We start from the raw sequence: 13,693 nt of genomic DNA, 5'->3' as shown, positions 1-13,693 counted from the left end.
CGGTACAGCCGAACCGCCTCGCTCAGGCCCTGCGGCAGACGCCCGCGAAGATGACTGGCGCCTGCGGGGTTTTACGTATAACCTCTCCCGCTAACCACCCCCACCGGAAGGCCCCGATGCGACGCGTTGCCCTGGTCACCCTCGTCGTGGACGACTACGACAAGGCCATCCGCTTCTACACCGAGGCCCTCGGATTCCGGCTGGCCGAGGACGCGCCCCGGCCGGACGGCTCCCGCTGGGTCGTCGTGGAACCCGGCACGGAAGGCAACGGCACCGGACTGCTGCTCGCCCGCGCCAAGGGCGGGGACCAGCAGGCCCGGATCGGGGACCAGACCGGAGGGCGGGTCGGGTTCTTCCTGCACACCGACGACTTCGCCCGCGACCACGCCCGCATGACCGCCGCCGGCGTGACCTTCCTGGAGGAGCCGCGCCACGAGCCGTACGGCGCGGTCGCCGTCTTCCAGGACCTCTACGGCAACCGCTGGGACCTGCTCCAGCCCGCCGACTGAGCCTCTCCCCGCCGCACGCTCCCACCACCGCTTCGAACCGCCCGCTCAAAGAAAGACCCGCCATGACTGCTACGCGCGTAGACGCCGAAGTGATCCGCCGCCTGCCCAAGGCCGTCCTGCACGACCACCTCGACGGCGGCCTGCGCCCCGCCACCGTCGTCGAGCTCGCGGCCGCGGTCGGGCACACCCTGCCCACCACCGACCCCGACGAGCTGGCCGCCTGGTACTTCGAGGCCGCCAACTCCGGCGATCTGGTCCGCTACATAGCCACCTTCGAGCACACCCTCGCCGTCATGCAGACCCGCGAAGGCCTGCTGCGTGTCGCCGAGGAGTACGTCCTCGACCTCGCCGCCGACGGTGTCGTCTACGCCGAGGTGCGCTACGCCCCCGAGCTGAACGTCAACGGCGGGCTGACGCTGAACGAGGTCGTGGAGACCGTGCAGGAGGGCCTCGCCGCCGGTATGGCCAAGGCGGCCGCCGCCGGTACCCCCGTCCGCGTCGGCACCCTGCTCTGCGGCATGCGGATGTTCGACCGCGTCGGCGAGGCCGCCGAGCTGGCCGTCGCCTACCGCGACGCCGGTGTCGTCGGCTTCGACATCGCCGGTGCCGAGGACGGCTTCCCGCCCGCCGACCACCTGGCCGCCTTCGAGCACCTGCGCCGCGAGAGCGTGCCCTTCACCATCCATGCCGGCGAGGCGCACGGCCTGCCCAGCATCCACCAGGCCCTCCAGGTGTGCGGCGCCCAGCGCATCGGCCACGGCGTGCGCCTCACCGAGGACATCGTGGACGGCAAGCTCGGCCGCCTGGCCGGCTGGGTGCGCGACCGCCGCATCGCCCTGGAGATGTGCCCGACCTCCAACCTCCAGACGGGCTGCGCCACCTCGATCGCCGAGCACCCCATCACCGCGCTGAAGGACCTGGGCTTCCGGGTCACCCTCAACACGGACAACCGGCTGGTCTCGGGGACGACGATGACCCGGGAGATGTCCCTGCTGGTCGAGGAGGCCGGCTGGACGGTCGAGGACCTGCGCACCGTCACCGTGAACGCCCTCAAGAGCGCGTTCATCCCGTTCGACGAGCGCAAGGCCCTCATCGAGGACGTGGTCCTGCCGGGTTACGCGGCCGCGCTCTGAAACAGCCCCCGCAGGTAGGCGGCCTGTCCGATGTGCTGTAGGTCGTCGGACAGGACGCTCACCAGGCGTACGCCCAGGGTGACCGGGGGATCCCAGCGCTCGTCCACGACGCGTTCGAGATCCTTGGCGGCGAGGCCGCGCAGGGCCCCGAGCGTCTGCTCGTGGACGGCGTCGTAGTACCCGGTCAGCGGGTCGGCCGACTCGACCCGCACCTTCGCGACCTTCGCGGGGCTGTGTCCGAAGCCGGTGTCGTGGCGGGGCAGGTCGAGGCCGAAGCGCTTCTGCCAGTCCTGGGACAGCCACACCTGGTCGAGGTCGAAGGCGTCGGCGATGTGGTCGTCCTGCACCCGGGTGAGGTGCCAGACCAGCCAGGCGATGGAGTTGGCGCCGGGGTCCGGACGGAAGTGCAGCCCGTCCGGTCCGAGGCCGTCGAGGGCGGCATGGACTTCTTCCTGGATGCGGCCGTAGCCGTCGATGAGGATGTCCTTAGCATGCATGCGTCCACCATCGCGCATCGCGTGCGGTCATGCGTCCGCAATCCAGCTCCCGTGGAAGCCGAGCGGGACCCGTCCCGGCAGCTGCACCCGCGCCACCGGCTCGCCGGTGAAGTCCTGCGCGGAGAGGATCACCAGATCGGCGGCACCCCGGTCGGGATTGTGGACGTACGCGAGCGCGTATCCGTCGTCCTCTGCCGCCTTCCCGCTGCCCGGATCCCTCGGTACGAACACCGCCTCGCCCGCCGCCGCGTCCCGGGGCAGCCGGTGCACCTGGGGCGTACCTCGCAGCAGATCGTGCTTGATGAGCGCGTTGGAGAAGGCCCGGTCGGGCGGGTTGCCGCCGTCGGGGGTCAGATACGCGAGCGTCATGTCGGCGGCCGCGGCGGAGTAGCCGTAGCGGTGCCGACGGGAGACCAACGCCTCGTTCACACGCGGGAATTCCTGCGGCCGGTCGTCCAGGACCCGCTGCCGTACGCGCCCGTGGTGCAGGTCGATCGTCCAGCGTTCGAGCTGCGCCGTGCCCGCCCCGTACGGCCCGTCGGAGCCCCGCCCGGCCACGTAGAACGGCGCCGGATAGGTCGTCAGGTCGACGACCACGGACGAGCCCTCGTCGTAGGCGTTGAGGGTGTGCGAGGAGAAGACCGGGTCGATGCCGAACCAGCGCACCGGGCCGCCGCTCCGCCGCATGACCCCCACCCGGGTCGGATGCTCGCGGTTCCAGACGTACGGCACCGGGTCGCCGCGTTCGGCGGCGGCCGGGTCGAAGGTGATCGGGAGGTCGAAGACGACGACGTGCTTCTCCGTGAGCGCGAAGTCGTGCATCATCGGCGCGTCCGCCACCGGGATCCGTGTCGTGCGGGAGACGCGCCCGGCGGGGTCCACGACCAGGTGCCGGACGTGGTCCCAGGCCGGGTAGTAGGCGATCGCGTGGAGTTCCCCGGCGTGCGCGTCGTACTTGGTGTGGGCGGTGAACGCCCCTTCCAGGGTGCCCCGGAAGTCGTGGGTGCCCACCGTGTTCAGCTCGCCGTCGAGTTCGTACGGCAGCGGGCCACTCTCCTGCAGCGCGAGGATCCGCCCCCGGTAGGGGATCACATGCGTGTTGCACGGGAAGTCGTCCGGTGGCACCGGACCCGGGTAGGGCTCGCCGAGCTTCTTCGCCACCTGGGAGGACCGCACCCACCGGTTGCGATACCACTCCGCCTTCCCGTCGCGCAGCCGGACGCCGTGCACCATGCCCTCGCCGAGCATCCAGTGGTGCGCGCGGGGGTCCTCCAGGCCGAGGACGTTGGGGCCGTTGCGCAGGAAGCGGCCGTTCAGCTCGCGGGGGATGCGGCCGGTGACCGGCAGGTCGAAGGCCGTCAGCTCCTCGGTGACCGGCGTGAATGCGCCCTCCAGGAAAGGATGGTGACGCCCCGTCACCTGCCGGGCCGCAGCCTGGGGTCCGGTCGTCCCGACGAGCGCGCCCGCCGCCGCGATCCCGGCCGCGCCCCGCAGCACCGTCCGCCGTGTGTGCTCTGCCATCTTCCGTCCTCCTGCTCGCCGTTGACGTGGCCGACGAGTACGAGTCTGCGGCGGCGGGCGGCCGGAATCAGGAGGCCTGAGGACCGTCCTGGGGTGGTGCCAACCCCCCTGTTTCGAGGAGGGTTACCAGCGCGCGGGCGGCAGGGCTGGTGGCCCGCTCCGGCGGCAGCAGGGCCACGGTCTCGTACTCCGCCTCGCCCGTGCCCTTCAGCGGGAGTGCCGTGAGCGCGGGCCGCTTGTGCCGGAAGTGCCGCGGTACGACGGCGATGCCGAGGTTCTCGTCGACCAGATCGAGCAGGCTGTGCACGTCGTTGACCTCCAGGGCGACCGTGCGCCGGACGCCGGCCGCGGTGAAGGCGGCGTCAGTGGTGCGGCGCGGACCCCAGTCCGGGTGGAAGTCCACGAAGACCTCACCGGCCAGATCCTGAGCCGTGAGCGCCGCGCCCGGCGAGGCGAGCCGGTGGCTCGGGTGGCACAGGACGGTCATCGGCTCGCTGGTCAGCGAGACCGAGCGCAGCTGGTCGCTGTCCGCCTGGGTGCGGTAGGCGAAGGCCATGTCCAGCCGCCCGGCCGCGACCTCCTCGGCCAGGGCGCCCGAGCCGGCCTGCCGCAGCCGGATCTCCACGTCCGGGTGGCGCCGCCGGAAGGCGGCCAGCAGGCTCGCCACATGCACCCCGGCGATGCACTGCTCGGTGCCGAGCGCCAGCGTGCCGCGCAGCACGCCCTGCACAGCGGCCACCGCCTCGTGCGCCGAACGCACCTGTGCGAGGATCCGCTCGGCCTCCGCCCGCAGCGCGCGCCCCGCCTCGGTGAGCGTCACCCGCCGGGTGGTGCGCACGAACAGCGGCGCCCGCAGCTCCCGCTCCAGGGCCCGGATGGAGGCGGACAGGCCGGACTGGGACACCATGAGGCGCTCGGCTGCCCGGGTGAAGTGCTGGTCCTCGGCGACCGCGACGAAGTGCTGGAGATGACGCAGTTCCATGATTGAGAAGCCTAGCCGCACAATTCCATCGGATTCTTCTGTTGGACCGCTGCATGCGGCTCGCGGAAGAGTGGCACCGGTAGACCGTGTGCCAACCCTTCTGGAGTCGCGTTGTACACCGCACACCCCGACCGTTACGCCGACATGCCCTACCGGCGCACCGGGCGCAGCGGACTGAAGCTTCCCGCGCTGTCGCTCGGCCTGTGGCACAACTTCGGGCCCGACCGGTCCGTCGAGACCCAGCGTGCCATCCTGCGCCGCGCCTTCGACCTCGGTGTCACCCACTTCGACCTGGCCAACAACTACGGGCCGCCGCCCGGCGCCGCCGAGTCCGCGCTCGGCGAGGCTCTGAAGGCCGACTTCACGCCGTACCGCGACGAGCTGGTCATCTCGACCAAGGCCGGCTATCTGATGTGGCCCGGCCCGTACGGCGAATGGGGCTCGCGCAAGTACCTGCTGTCCTCGCTCGACCAGAGCCTTGCGCGGATGGGCCTGGACTACGTCGACATCTTCTACTCGCACCGCCCCGACCCGGACACTCCGCTGGAGGAGACGATGGGCGCCCTGCACACCGCGGTGCAGCAGGGCAAGGCGCTCTACGCCGGCGTCTCCAACTACTCGGCGGAGGAGACCCGCGAGGCCGCCCGCATCCTCGGCGAACTCGGCACCCCGCTCCTCATCCACCAGCCGCGCTACTCGATGCTCGACCGGCGCCCCGAGGACGAGGGCCTGCTGGACGCCCTGGACGAGCTCCAGGTCGGCTCCATCGTCTTCTCCCCGCTGGAGCAGGGCCTGCTCACCGGCCGCTACCTCGACGGCATCCCGGAGGACTCCCGGGCCGCGAGCGACAGCCCCTTCCTCCAGTCGGACGCGGTCACCGAGGACCTGGTCGGCCGGCTGCGCGCCCTGGACGACATCGCCAAGTCCCGCGGCCAGACCCTGGCCCAGCTGGCGCTGGCCTGGGTGCTGCGCGGCGGCCGGGTCACCTCCGCCCTGGTCGGCGCGAGCAGCCCGCAGCAGATCGAGGACAGCGTCGGCGCGATCCGCAACCTGGACTTCGACGCCGAGGAGATGGCGCGGATCGACGCGATCGTGAAGGGCTGAGAACGCCCGGCGGCCAGAGGCCGTCAGGCGGAGCTGCCCGGTGAGCTGGTGGCCGCCGCTTAGTGCGGGACGGTCTTGAGCTGTCAACGGCATTGCCTTCAAACGCACCGTCGACCCCGCCGTTACCGGGAGACGGTCCGGAGCTGAGCCGCTCACCTCGGCTTTCATGCGCCGAAGAATTCCGCGGACCGCGGACGGACCACATACGTCCAGTCGCCCGTCTCCGGGCTTTTGCCCAGCACCGCGGTGAATTCCTCGTTCACTTTCCCCGCGGTGCCGCTCGCGGTGATCTTTTCCGGGCGGCCCGTGGATCCGTGCCGCGGGCTTTTCCCCAGCCTGATCACCGCGAGCGGGGAAACCCGTCGCGGCCCGGGCCTCAGGCCCCGGGCAGCCGGTCCAGGAAGCCCAGCACCTGGCGGATGCGGCCCTCGCCGTCCAGCGTGATCACGTCGAACCCGGCCACCGGCGCCGAGCCGTCCGCCTCGTTCACCAGTTCCCAGGAGAAGCGCGCGGTGTCGTGGTGCCCGTCCACCGCGCCGGTGAGCCGGAACGCGAACCCCGGGAACTGCTCGTGGGCCGCGGCGATCACGGCCGCGATCTGCTCGTGCCCGCGGACGTCGGCGAGCGGGTCGGTGTAGCTGCCGTCCGCGGTCCAGGCCGCGGCGACCGCCTTCGTCAGGGCCTCCGGCTCGGTGGCGTTCCAGGCCTCGAAGTAACGGGCGACGGCGCTCTCGTAACCTTCGGTGTTCACGGTCATGGCGAATCAGCCTCCATCGAGGTCGTATCTGCTGGTCAGGAGCCGGATCCGGGTGTTCGCCGATCCGGTGTGAACACCATGCCGGGTAAAGGCGGGGCGGGTCGATTACCTCCCGGGTAATGCCAGGGCGTCGCACACCTCGCGCATTTTTGGCCAGAACGGGCGCGGAATATGCCAAGAGACTGGCCGGAAAGGCATGGTGACAGTGTTTCGGGAGTGGCGATACTCGAACGCCAGGGGCACTTCACCGCACAGGAGCCGCACGGAAAGCGAGGCCACGGCCGGCACATCAGCGATGCGTTCGGGGGAGTGATCGTGCACGACGAATTCCTGTGCCATGTCACCGCGTACGGCGTGTGCGGCGGACAGCGCATCGGCGTACCGCTCGGCACCTACCGCGCGCCGACCCTGGCGCTGGCCCTGTGGTGGCTGCGGGACCGGGCATCCTGGATCGCCGAGCGGCTCGACCCGAGCCCGCAGGATCCCGCCTTCCCGGCCGGTGCGCTCGTCCCGGTCGCGGACACGGTGGCCGACGTCCCTGCACTGCTGCGCGCCTGGTGTGCCGACGCCGGCGGGCAGGAGCTGGTCGCGGAGGAGCTGGCGGGCGGCAGGCTGGTGCGGATCGCCGCCAGCGACGAGACCACCGAGTACGAACTGCTCGCCGAGTCCGTCGACGCGCTGCGCATGCAGCGCACCCTCCCGGCGCTCGTCGTACCCGTCGCCTGACACGTGCCACGGCGGGCACCTCACGTGCCCGGACCGCCCGAGCCGCGCGAGCACGCATATGGGCAAATCGGTAGAATTCTTGCCATGGCGGAGCGACCGGTCGCCCCGACAGCGCGCGAACTCGTTCTGGAGACCGACACGGGCTCCACGGTGATGAGCCCGGGCCACGACTACCGCGTAGGGCGTGATCCGTCGAGCGACATCGTGTTCGAGGATGCCCGGGTCTCGTGGCACCACGCGGTGCTGCGCAGCGACCACGACCGCTGGACCCTCGAAGACGCGCGGAGCACCAACGGCACCTACGCCGACGGCCGCCGCATCCACGCCTGGAAGGTCCGCCCCGGCAGCGTCATCCGCTTCGGCAACCCCGACGACGGCCCCTGCGCCGTCCTCACCGGGCGGCCCCCGCCCGCCCCCGGCCGCCCCTCGGCGGTCGCGCATCCCGAGCTGACCGGCACCTACCGCTCCCCGAGCAGCGTACGGCCGCTGCCCGCACGCACGATCCGCATCGGCCGGGCCGACGACAACGACCTCGTCGTGGACGACCTGACCGTCTCCCGCCACCACGCCGAGCTGCGCGCCCGCGCGGACGGCGGCCACGAGATCGTCGACCTCGGCAGCCACAACGGCACCTACCTCAACGGCCGGCCCGTCACCCGCGCCCCGACAGGCCCGGGTGACCTGGTCGGCATCGGGCACGTCACGTACTGCCTGGTCGGCGACGAACTCCAGGAGTACGTCGACACCGGCGAGATCTCCCTGGACGTACAGGACCTCACGGTCGCCGTCGACCGCGGCAGCAAGGTCCTGCTCGACCACGTCTCCTTCCCGGTGGGGCAGAAGTGCCTGCTCGCCGTCGTCGGACCGAGCGGCGCCGGCAAGTCCACGCTGCTGAACGCCCTGACCGGACAGCGGCCCGCCGACCACGGCACCGTGCTGTACGACGGCCGCGACCTGTACCGCGACTACGCCGAACTGCGCCACCGCATCGGCCTGGTCCCGCAGGACGACATCCTGCACCCCCAGCTCACCGTGCGCGCCGCCCTCTGCTACGCCGCCGAGCTGCGCTTCCCCGAGGACACGGACCAGACCGAACGGCGGGCCCGGGTGGACGAGGTGATCCGGGAACTGGGCCTCGAACACCGCGCCGGACAGCCCGTGCACAGCCTCTCCGGAGGACAGCGCAAACGGGTCAGCGTCGCCCTGGAACTGCTCACCAAGCCCTCGCTGCTCTTCCTGGACGAGCCGACCTCCGGCCTCGACCCCGGCATGGAACGGTCGGTGATGCACATGCTGCGCGGCCTCGCCGACGACGGCCGCACCGTCATCGTCGTCACGCACAGCGTCCTCAGCCTCGGCGTCTGCGACCGCCTCCTGGTTCTCGCGCCCGGCGGTCGGATCGCTTTCTACGGCCAGCCCGACGACGCCCTCGCCTTCTTCGGCTTCGAGCAGTGGCCGGAGGCATTCGAGGCCTTCGAGCGCGACCAGGACCGGGACTGGGCGGGGGAGTACCAGGCATCGCCGTTCCGCCGGCGCTACGTCACCGAGGCCGGCACCCAGCCCCGCCGCCCGGACTCCGCACCGGCCGCCCCCGCGCCGCCGCCCCGCCCCCGCAGCCCTGGCGCCCAGCTCGGCACCCTGATCCGCCGCTACACGGCCGTCCTCGCCGCCGACCGCACCTTCCTCGCCGTCATGGTCGGCCTGCCGTTCGTGATGGGCGCCATGGCCCGGGCCCTCGCGCGCGGGAAGCTGACCCAGACCACCGCGCTGAACACGCTGCTCATCCTGTGCATCGGCGGCGTGCTCACCGGTGCCGCGGGCGCGGTGCGCGAACTCGTCAAGGAACGCGTGGTCTACCGGCGCGAACGCGCCGTCGGCCTGTCCAGAGCGGTGTACCTGATGTCCAAGGTCGTGGTGCTCGGCACCGTCACGGTCGTCCAGGCCGTCGTCCTCACCCTGGTCGCCCTGGTCGGCGTCGACCTCAACACGCCCGGCGGCGTCCTGCTGCCTCCCCTGGCCGAGATCACCGTCGCCGTCGCCCTGCTGGCGTTCGCGGCCATGACGCTCGGCCTGCTGATCTCGGCGCTCGTACGCAAGGAGGAGGTGACCATGCCGCTGCTGGTGCTGCTCGTCGTCGTCCAGGTCGTCTTCTGCGGCGCGCTGCTCCCGCTGCACGGCGAGCCCGTCCTCCAGCAGATCTCCTGGCTGGTGCCCTCCCGCTGGGCGCTCGGCGCGATGGCCGGCACCATCGGGCTCGCCCGGCTCGTGCCCGGCGACCTGACCTCCGACCCACTGTTCCGGCACGTGGCCGGCGTCTGGCTGCTCAACCTGGCCATGCTGCCGGTGCTGTCCGCCGGCTACGGCCTGATGGTCGCCCGGCTGCTGCGGCGGCACGAACCCGTGGTGATGCGGAAGGAGGCGGCGCGATGCCGAAACTGACGCACCCGCGGACCGCCGATTTCCGGCCCACGCACGTCGTCCCGCCCCACGGCATGCCCGCCTGGGAGGCCCCGGACCCCGCCCGGCCCACGGTGCCCCTCGATCCGCTGCTGCCCGTACAGCTGGTGGAGCGGCTCGGCGACTGGGGACACATCCGCTGCGCCAACGGCTGGGCCGCCTGGGTCGACGGCCGGCACCTGGTCGCCGTACCCCAGGACCCGCCCGTCGCCGACGCCGCGCCCGCCACGGCTGTCGACCCGCGCCCCCTGCTGGCCAGTGTCGAGGAGGCCCTGGCCGACTACCGCTCGGCGGTGGAGGAGCTGGCGGGGGGCGGCCTTGACGGGGAGTCCTTCCAGGACCGTACCCGTGAACTGCGGATCGGCCTCGTGGTCGACGGCGAGTCCATGTGGGTCTACGACCCGGAGGAAGGACGCTGGCTGTACGGCGACGGGCGGCACCTGAGCACGTACGCCACCGACCGGACAGCGGCGGGCGAGGACATCGGGCACGCCCCCACCCGGCTCGCCGCCCCCAAGGGTGAGCCCTCATGACGCGCCGGACCAGCCTGTCCTCCGGCAGGCCCTCGCAACTGATCGGGTGCCAGGTGGCGAACTACCTGGTCGAGGGCGAGGTCGGCCGCGGCGGCATGGCCGTCGTCTACCGGGCCCGCGATCTGCGCCTGGACCGCACGGTCGCCCTCAAGCTGCTCGCCCCGGAACTCGCCCGCAACGACACCTTCCGGCAGCGGTTCATCCACGAGTCCCGGGTGGCGGCCGCGATCGACCATCCGCACATCGTGCCCGTCTTCGAGGCCGGCGAGACGGACGACGTGCTCTACATCGCCATGCGGTACGTCTCCGGCAGCGATCTGCGTCATCTCCTCGACGAGCACGGGCCGTTGCCCTTCGAGGCCGCCGTGCGCATCGCCGCGCAGGTGGCCTCCGCGCTGGACGCCGCCCACGAGCACGGTCTGGTCCACCGCGACGTCAAGCCCGGCAACGTCCTGGTCGCCCGGGGCACCGACAGCGACCACCCCGAGCACGTCTACCTCACCGACTTCGGCCTGACCAAGAAGTCGCTGTCCCTGACCGGGTTCACCACTGTGGGCCAGTTCGTCGGCACCCTCGACTACGTGGCCCCGGAGCAGATCTCCGGCCGGCCCGTCGACGGCCGCTGCGACGTCTACGGCCTCGCCTGCGTCGTGTACGAGACCCTGGCCGGACGCCCGCCCTTCCAGCGCGAGGACGACATGGCTCTGCTGTGGGCCCACCAGTACGACGAGCCGCCCCCGCCGAGCGGGTCCTGCCCCGACCTGCCCCCGGCCGTCGACGCGGTCTTCGCCAGGGCCCTCGCCAAGAGTCCGGACGCCCGCTACGACACCTGCCTCGGCTTCGTCGCCGCCCTGCGCTCCGCCCCGGCCGCCCGCCCCGGCGCCGGCCCACCGCCCCCGGAGGCGGACACCAGGGACGCGGTCGCACCCCCACAGCCGCCGGGATGGGCCGGACCCGTCCTCGGCTAGGCCGTCCCGGCCTCGCCCCGCCGCCGCAGCGGCCGGGCCAGCAGCGCGCCCAGGAAGCCGGCAGCCAGCCCCCACAGGGCGCCCAGGCCCACCGCCTGCCACAGCCGGGGCCTGAGGAGCAGTTCCCCGGACAGGCCGCCGCCCAGATCGCCGATGCCGAGCAGGGGCAGGCCGTAGTGGGCCGAGATGCGGCACAGCAGACAGACCATGAACACCGTCAGGGCCAGGGCGACGCCCAGGTGCACGGCGTGCTGCCAGGCCCGCACGCGCGCCGGGGAACGCGCCGCCATCCCGAAGGCGACGGCCGTCAGCAGCACCACGTCCGTGACCACCAGCCACCACATCCCGCTGTCGTACTCGGTGAGCGTGCGCAGGTTCAGCGTGGCGATGCCGGGGGTGCGCAGGATCTCGTCCAGCACATGCGGCATCGGCAGGCCGAACGGGCCGTCCACGCGCCCGTGCCAGGTGGCCCCCTGGCCGAGGGTGAGGGCGAGCCAGACCAGGTTGGGCAGGCCGAGCAGGATCAGTGCGAAGGTCTGGGCGGGCTGCCCGCGCGTCGCCGCCGACACCAGCGCGACGACGAGTCCCGCGACCACGTAACCGAGCAGCAGCACGACCATGGCGTGCGCCGCCGGGCGCACCGACTCATGACAGCGCAGCAGCCGCCCCGGCAGCGGTGCGCCGGGCGCGACCAGCAGGGCCAGCACCAGCACCCCGGCCAGCCACAGCAGTCCGAACAGCACGGTCAGCGGCACGTCTGTGGTGAACCCGACCTTCGGCGCCAGACCGAACAGGTCGCTGAGATCGCTGAGCGTGCCGTTGCCCACGTCGACGGCGAACGTGTCCCGCGCGGCCAGGCCGAGACCGATCAGCGCGAGCAGCCACAGCACCGCGAACCGGGCGGCCCAGCCGGCCAGCTCCCCGGCCGAGGCGACCGCCCGGTGCCGCAGCGGCCGCAGGAAGCCCGCGCCGATCACCAGGGCACCGGCGAGGGTCACCGACAGGGGCAGCACGGTGAGACCGGCCCGGGTCCGCGCCAGCTCGCCCGCGTTCCCGGAGAGTTCGAGCGTGCCGCCGACCGCGGTCACCACGGTCGCCACCACCACCCGGGCGAACGCCCCGTCCGGCAGATCCGCCGCTCCGGCCGCCCACAGCCCGAGCGCGGCGAGCACCACCATGACGGCCAGCCCGGTCAGCACCGCCGCCACGGCCTGCCCCCAGCCGTGGCGGGCGACGGGCCGCGCGGAGACGGTCGGAGGGCTCACGCCAGCCACGCTAGGCAGCATCCGGGCACGCCGCCTGCTGGGTGGGCCGTCCGGCGTCGGCTTGCCAGGGGGGCCGGGCCAGGGCGCACAATGGAAAAAAAGCCTCCAATATCACATTTATCGACAGAAGCCGCGCATTGCGACGGGAAGGAGTGCTTGTGAGTGTCGAACCGCCGTCCTCCGGCAACCCCAGCGGGCCGCCCTCCGGCCCTCTGTCAGGCCCGTCCAAACCGCCCTCCGGCCCGCCCCCGCCGCCCCTCGGCGGCTCCGCTGCGGGAGGGCCTCACTTGCCATGGTGGAGGTCCGCGCCGCGCGTGGCGGTCCTCACCGTCGCCGTGGTCGCCGCCGTGGTGCTGGCGGTGGTCTTCACCCGCTTCGGCGGCGGCGGTACGGCCAAGGGCGGCGAGGTGTTCCTCCAGTCCGCGGCCAACAAGGGCCCCGACCCCTATACGGACTCGACGGTGAAGGAGGGTTCAGTCCCGCAAGGGACGTCCCCCACACCCGGCGCTTCCTCCGGGGCGATCAGCCAGGTGCAAGGCGTGGACGGCGGGACGCCGGGCCTGTACGGGGGCACTCAGAAAACATCCAGCTGCGACGTCGAGAAGCAGATCAAGGCACTCCAGGCCGACCCGGCCAAGAGCGGGGCGTTCGCCACCGTGGCCGGCGTCAGGGCCTCGGGCGTTCCCGCCTATCTGCGCTCGCTGACCTCTGTTCAGCTGCGCTCGGACACCCGTGTCACCAACCACGGCTACCGCGACGGCGCGCCCACCAGCTACCAGGCGGTCCTCCAGGCGGGCACCGCCGTTCTGGTCGACGGGCACGGCGTGCCCCGGGTCCGCTGCGCCTGCGGCAACCCCCTCACCCCGCCGGTCGCCCAGCACATCGCCCTGCAGCCGACCGGGGACCACTGGGCGTCGTACCAACCCTCGAAGCTCGTCGTAGTGGTGCCCGCGCCCATCGTTGTCAAGGTCTTCGTGGTCTACGACACCCACCGCGACGACTGGTTCCACCGTCACACCGGCGACACCGGCCGCCACGACCAGCACGTCCAACCGCCGCAGGCCCCGTGGCAGCCGAGCGAGCCGCACAAGCCCGGGAAGCCGCACGACCACGAGCAGCAGCAGAAGCCGGGCGAGCCGCAGAATCCGCAGAAGCCGCAGAACCCGCAGAATCCGGGCAAGCACGACCACGAGCAGCAGCAGAACCAGCAGAACCAGCACCAGCAGAACCAGCAGAACCAG

The 13,693-nt window shown here is 72.2% G+C and carries 13 protein-coding genes; 8 read left to right on the top strand and 5 right to left on the bottom strand.

Going from position 1 to position 13,693, the window contains the following annotated elements:
* Positions 1–116: 116 nt before the first annotated feature.
* Both AQI88_RS15460 and AQI88_RS15455 read left to right on the top strand, forming a co-directional pair.
* Entirely contained in the window at positions 117–509 is a 393-nt protein-coding gene (locus AQI88_RS15460; protein WP_066998424.1) for a VOC family protein, read from the top strand.
* Between the two features lie 62 nt (positions 510–571).
* The gene (locus AQI88_RS15455) at positions 572–1,642 is read left to right on the top strand and encodes an adenosine deaminase (protein WP_066998422.1); all 1,071 of its coding nucleotides are present in this window, start codon (positions 572–574) and stop codon (positions 1,640–1,642) included.
* Here the strand turns inward: AQI88_RS15455 and AQI88_RS15450 are convergent.
* From AQI88_RS15450 to AQI88_RS15440, 3 genes are all read right to left on the bottom strand, one after another.
* Positions 1,624–2,139 (bottom strand): mycothiol transferase, encoded by a 516-nt coding sequence (locus AQI88_RS15450; RefSeq protein ID WP_107118567.1) that lies wholly within the window; start codon positions 2,137–2,139, stop codon positions 1,624–1,626. The two genes, AQI88_RS15455 and AQI88_RS15450, sit on opposite strands and share 19 nt — an antisense overlap.
* 27 nt (positions 2,140–2,166) lie before the next feature.
* Positions 2,167–3,660: a carotenoid oxygenase family protein gene (locus AQI88_RS15445; RefSeq protein ID WP_066998417.1), complete on the bottom strand. Its 1,494-nt coding sequence runs from the start codon at positions 3,658–3,660 to the stop codon at positions 2,167–2,169.
* A gap of 67 nt (positions 3,661–3,727) precedes the next feature.
* Positions 3,728–4,642, bottom strand: coding sequence for a LysR family transcriptional regulator (locus tag AQI88_RS15440; protein ID WP_066998414.1), 915 nt, complete (start codon positions 4,640–4,642; stop codon positions 3,728–3,730).
* Positions 4,643–4,753: 111 nt separating this feature from the next.
* Between AQI88_RS15440 and mgrA the strand changes: the two genes are divergently transcribed.
* On the top strand, positions 4,754–5,746 hold the full coding sequence (gene mgrA / locus AQI88_RS15435) for an L-glyceraldehyde 3-phosphate reductase (RefSeq protein WP_066998407.1): 993 nt from the start codon (positions 4,754–4,756) through the stop codon (positions 5,744–5,746).
* A gap of 376 nt (positions 5,747–6,122) precedes the next feature.
* On the opposite strand, the gene AQI88_RS15425 is transcribed toward mgrA, so the two are convergent.
* A complete protein-coding gene (locus AQI88_RS15425; RefSeq protein WP_066998400.1) occupies positions 6,123–6,503 on the bottom strand; it encodes a nuclear transport factor 2 family protein in 381 nt (126 codons plus the stop codon).
* A 315-nt stretch (positions 6,504–6,818) separates the two neighbouring features.
* Between AQI88_RS15425 and AQI88_RS15420 the strand changes: the two genes are divergently transcribed.
* From AQI88_RS15420 to AQI88_RS15405, 4 genes are all read left to right on the top strand, one after another.
* Positions 6,819–7,229, top strand: a complete 411-nt coding sequence (locus AQI88_RS15420; RefSeq protein WP_066999140.1) for a hypothetical protein — start codon at positions 6,819–6,821, stop codon at positions 7,227–7,229.
* Positions 7,230–7,313: 84 nt separating this feature from the next.
* Positions 7,314–9,668, top strand: coding sequence for an FHA domain-containing protein (locus AQI88_RS15415; RefSeq protein ID WP_066998397.1), 2,355 nt, complete (start codon positions 7,314–7,316; stop codon positions 9,666–9,668).
* Positions 9,656–10,219 (top strand): SH3 domain-containing protein, encoded by a 564-nt coding sequence (locus AQI88_RS15410; RefSeq protein WP_066998394.1) that lies wholly within the window; start codon positions 9,656–9,658, stop codon positions 10,217–10,219. Before AQI88_RS15415 ends, AQI88_RS15410 begins: the two co-directional genes overlap by 13 nt.
* Positions 10,216–11,187 (top strand): serine/threonine-protein kinase, encoded by a 972-nt coding sequence (locus AQI88_RS15405; RefSeq protein ID WP_066998391.1) that lies wholly within the window; start codon positions 10,216–10,218, stop codon positions 11,185–11,187. The genes AQI88_RS15410 and AQI88_RS15405 overlap by 4 nt, the downstream gene beginning before the upstream one ends.
* Here AQI88_RS15405 and AQI88_RS15400 read toward each other — a convergent pair.
* Positions 11,184–12,473, bottom strand: a complete 1,290-nt coding sequence (locus AQI88_RS15400; RefSeq protein ID WP_107118566.1) for a streptophobe family protein — start codon at positions 12,471–12,473, stop codon at positions 11,184–11,186. The two genes, AQI88_RS15405 and AQI88_RS15400, sit on opposite strands and share 4 nt — an antisense overlap.
* A gap of 293 nt (positions 12,474–12,766) precedes the next feature.
* On the opposite strand from AQI88_RS15400, the gene AQI88_RS43085 reads away from it, so the two are divergent.
* A partial coding sequence (locus AQI88_RS43085) for a DUF6777 domain-containing protein (RefSeq protein ID WP_208615792.1) occupies positions 12,767–13,693 on the top strand: 927 nt, incomplete at its 3' end.

Origin of the sequence: Streptomyces cellostaticus, from assembly GCF_001513965.1 — a bacterium.
GTDB lineage: Bacteria > Actinomycetota > Actinomycetes > Streptomycetales > Streptomycetaceae > Streptomyces > Streptomyces cellostaticus.
The sequence above is the reverse complement of the archived record's forward strand: the minus strand, read 5'-3'. Positions and strand labels throughout refer to the sequence as shown.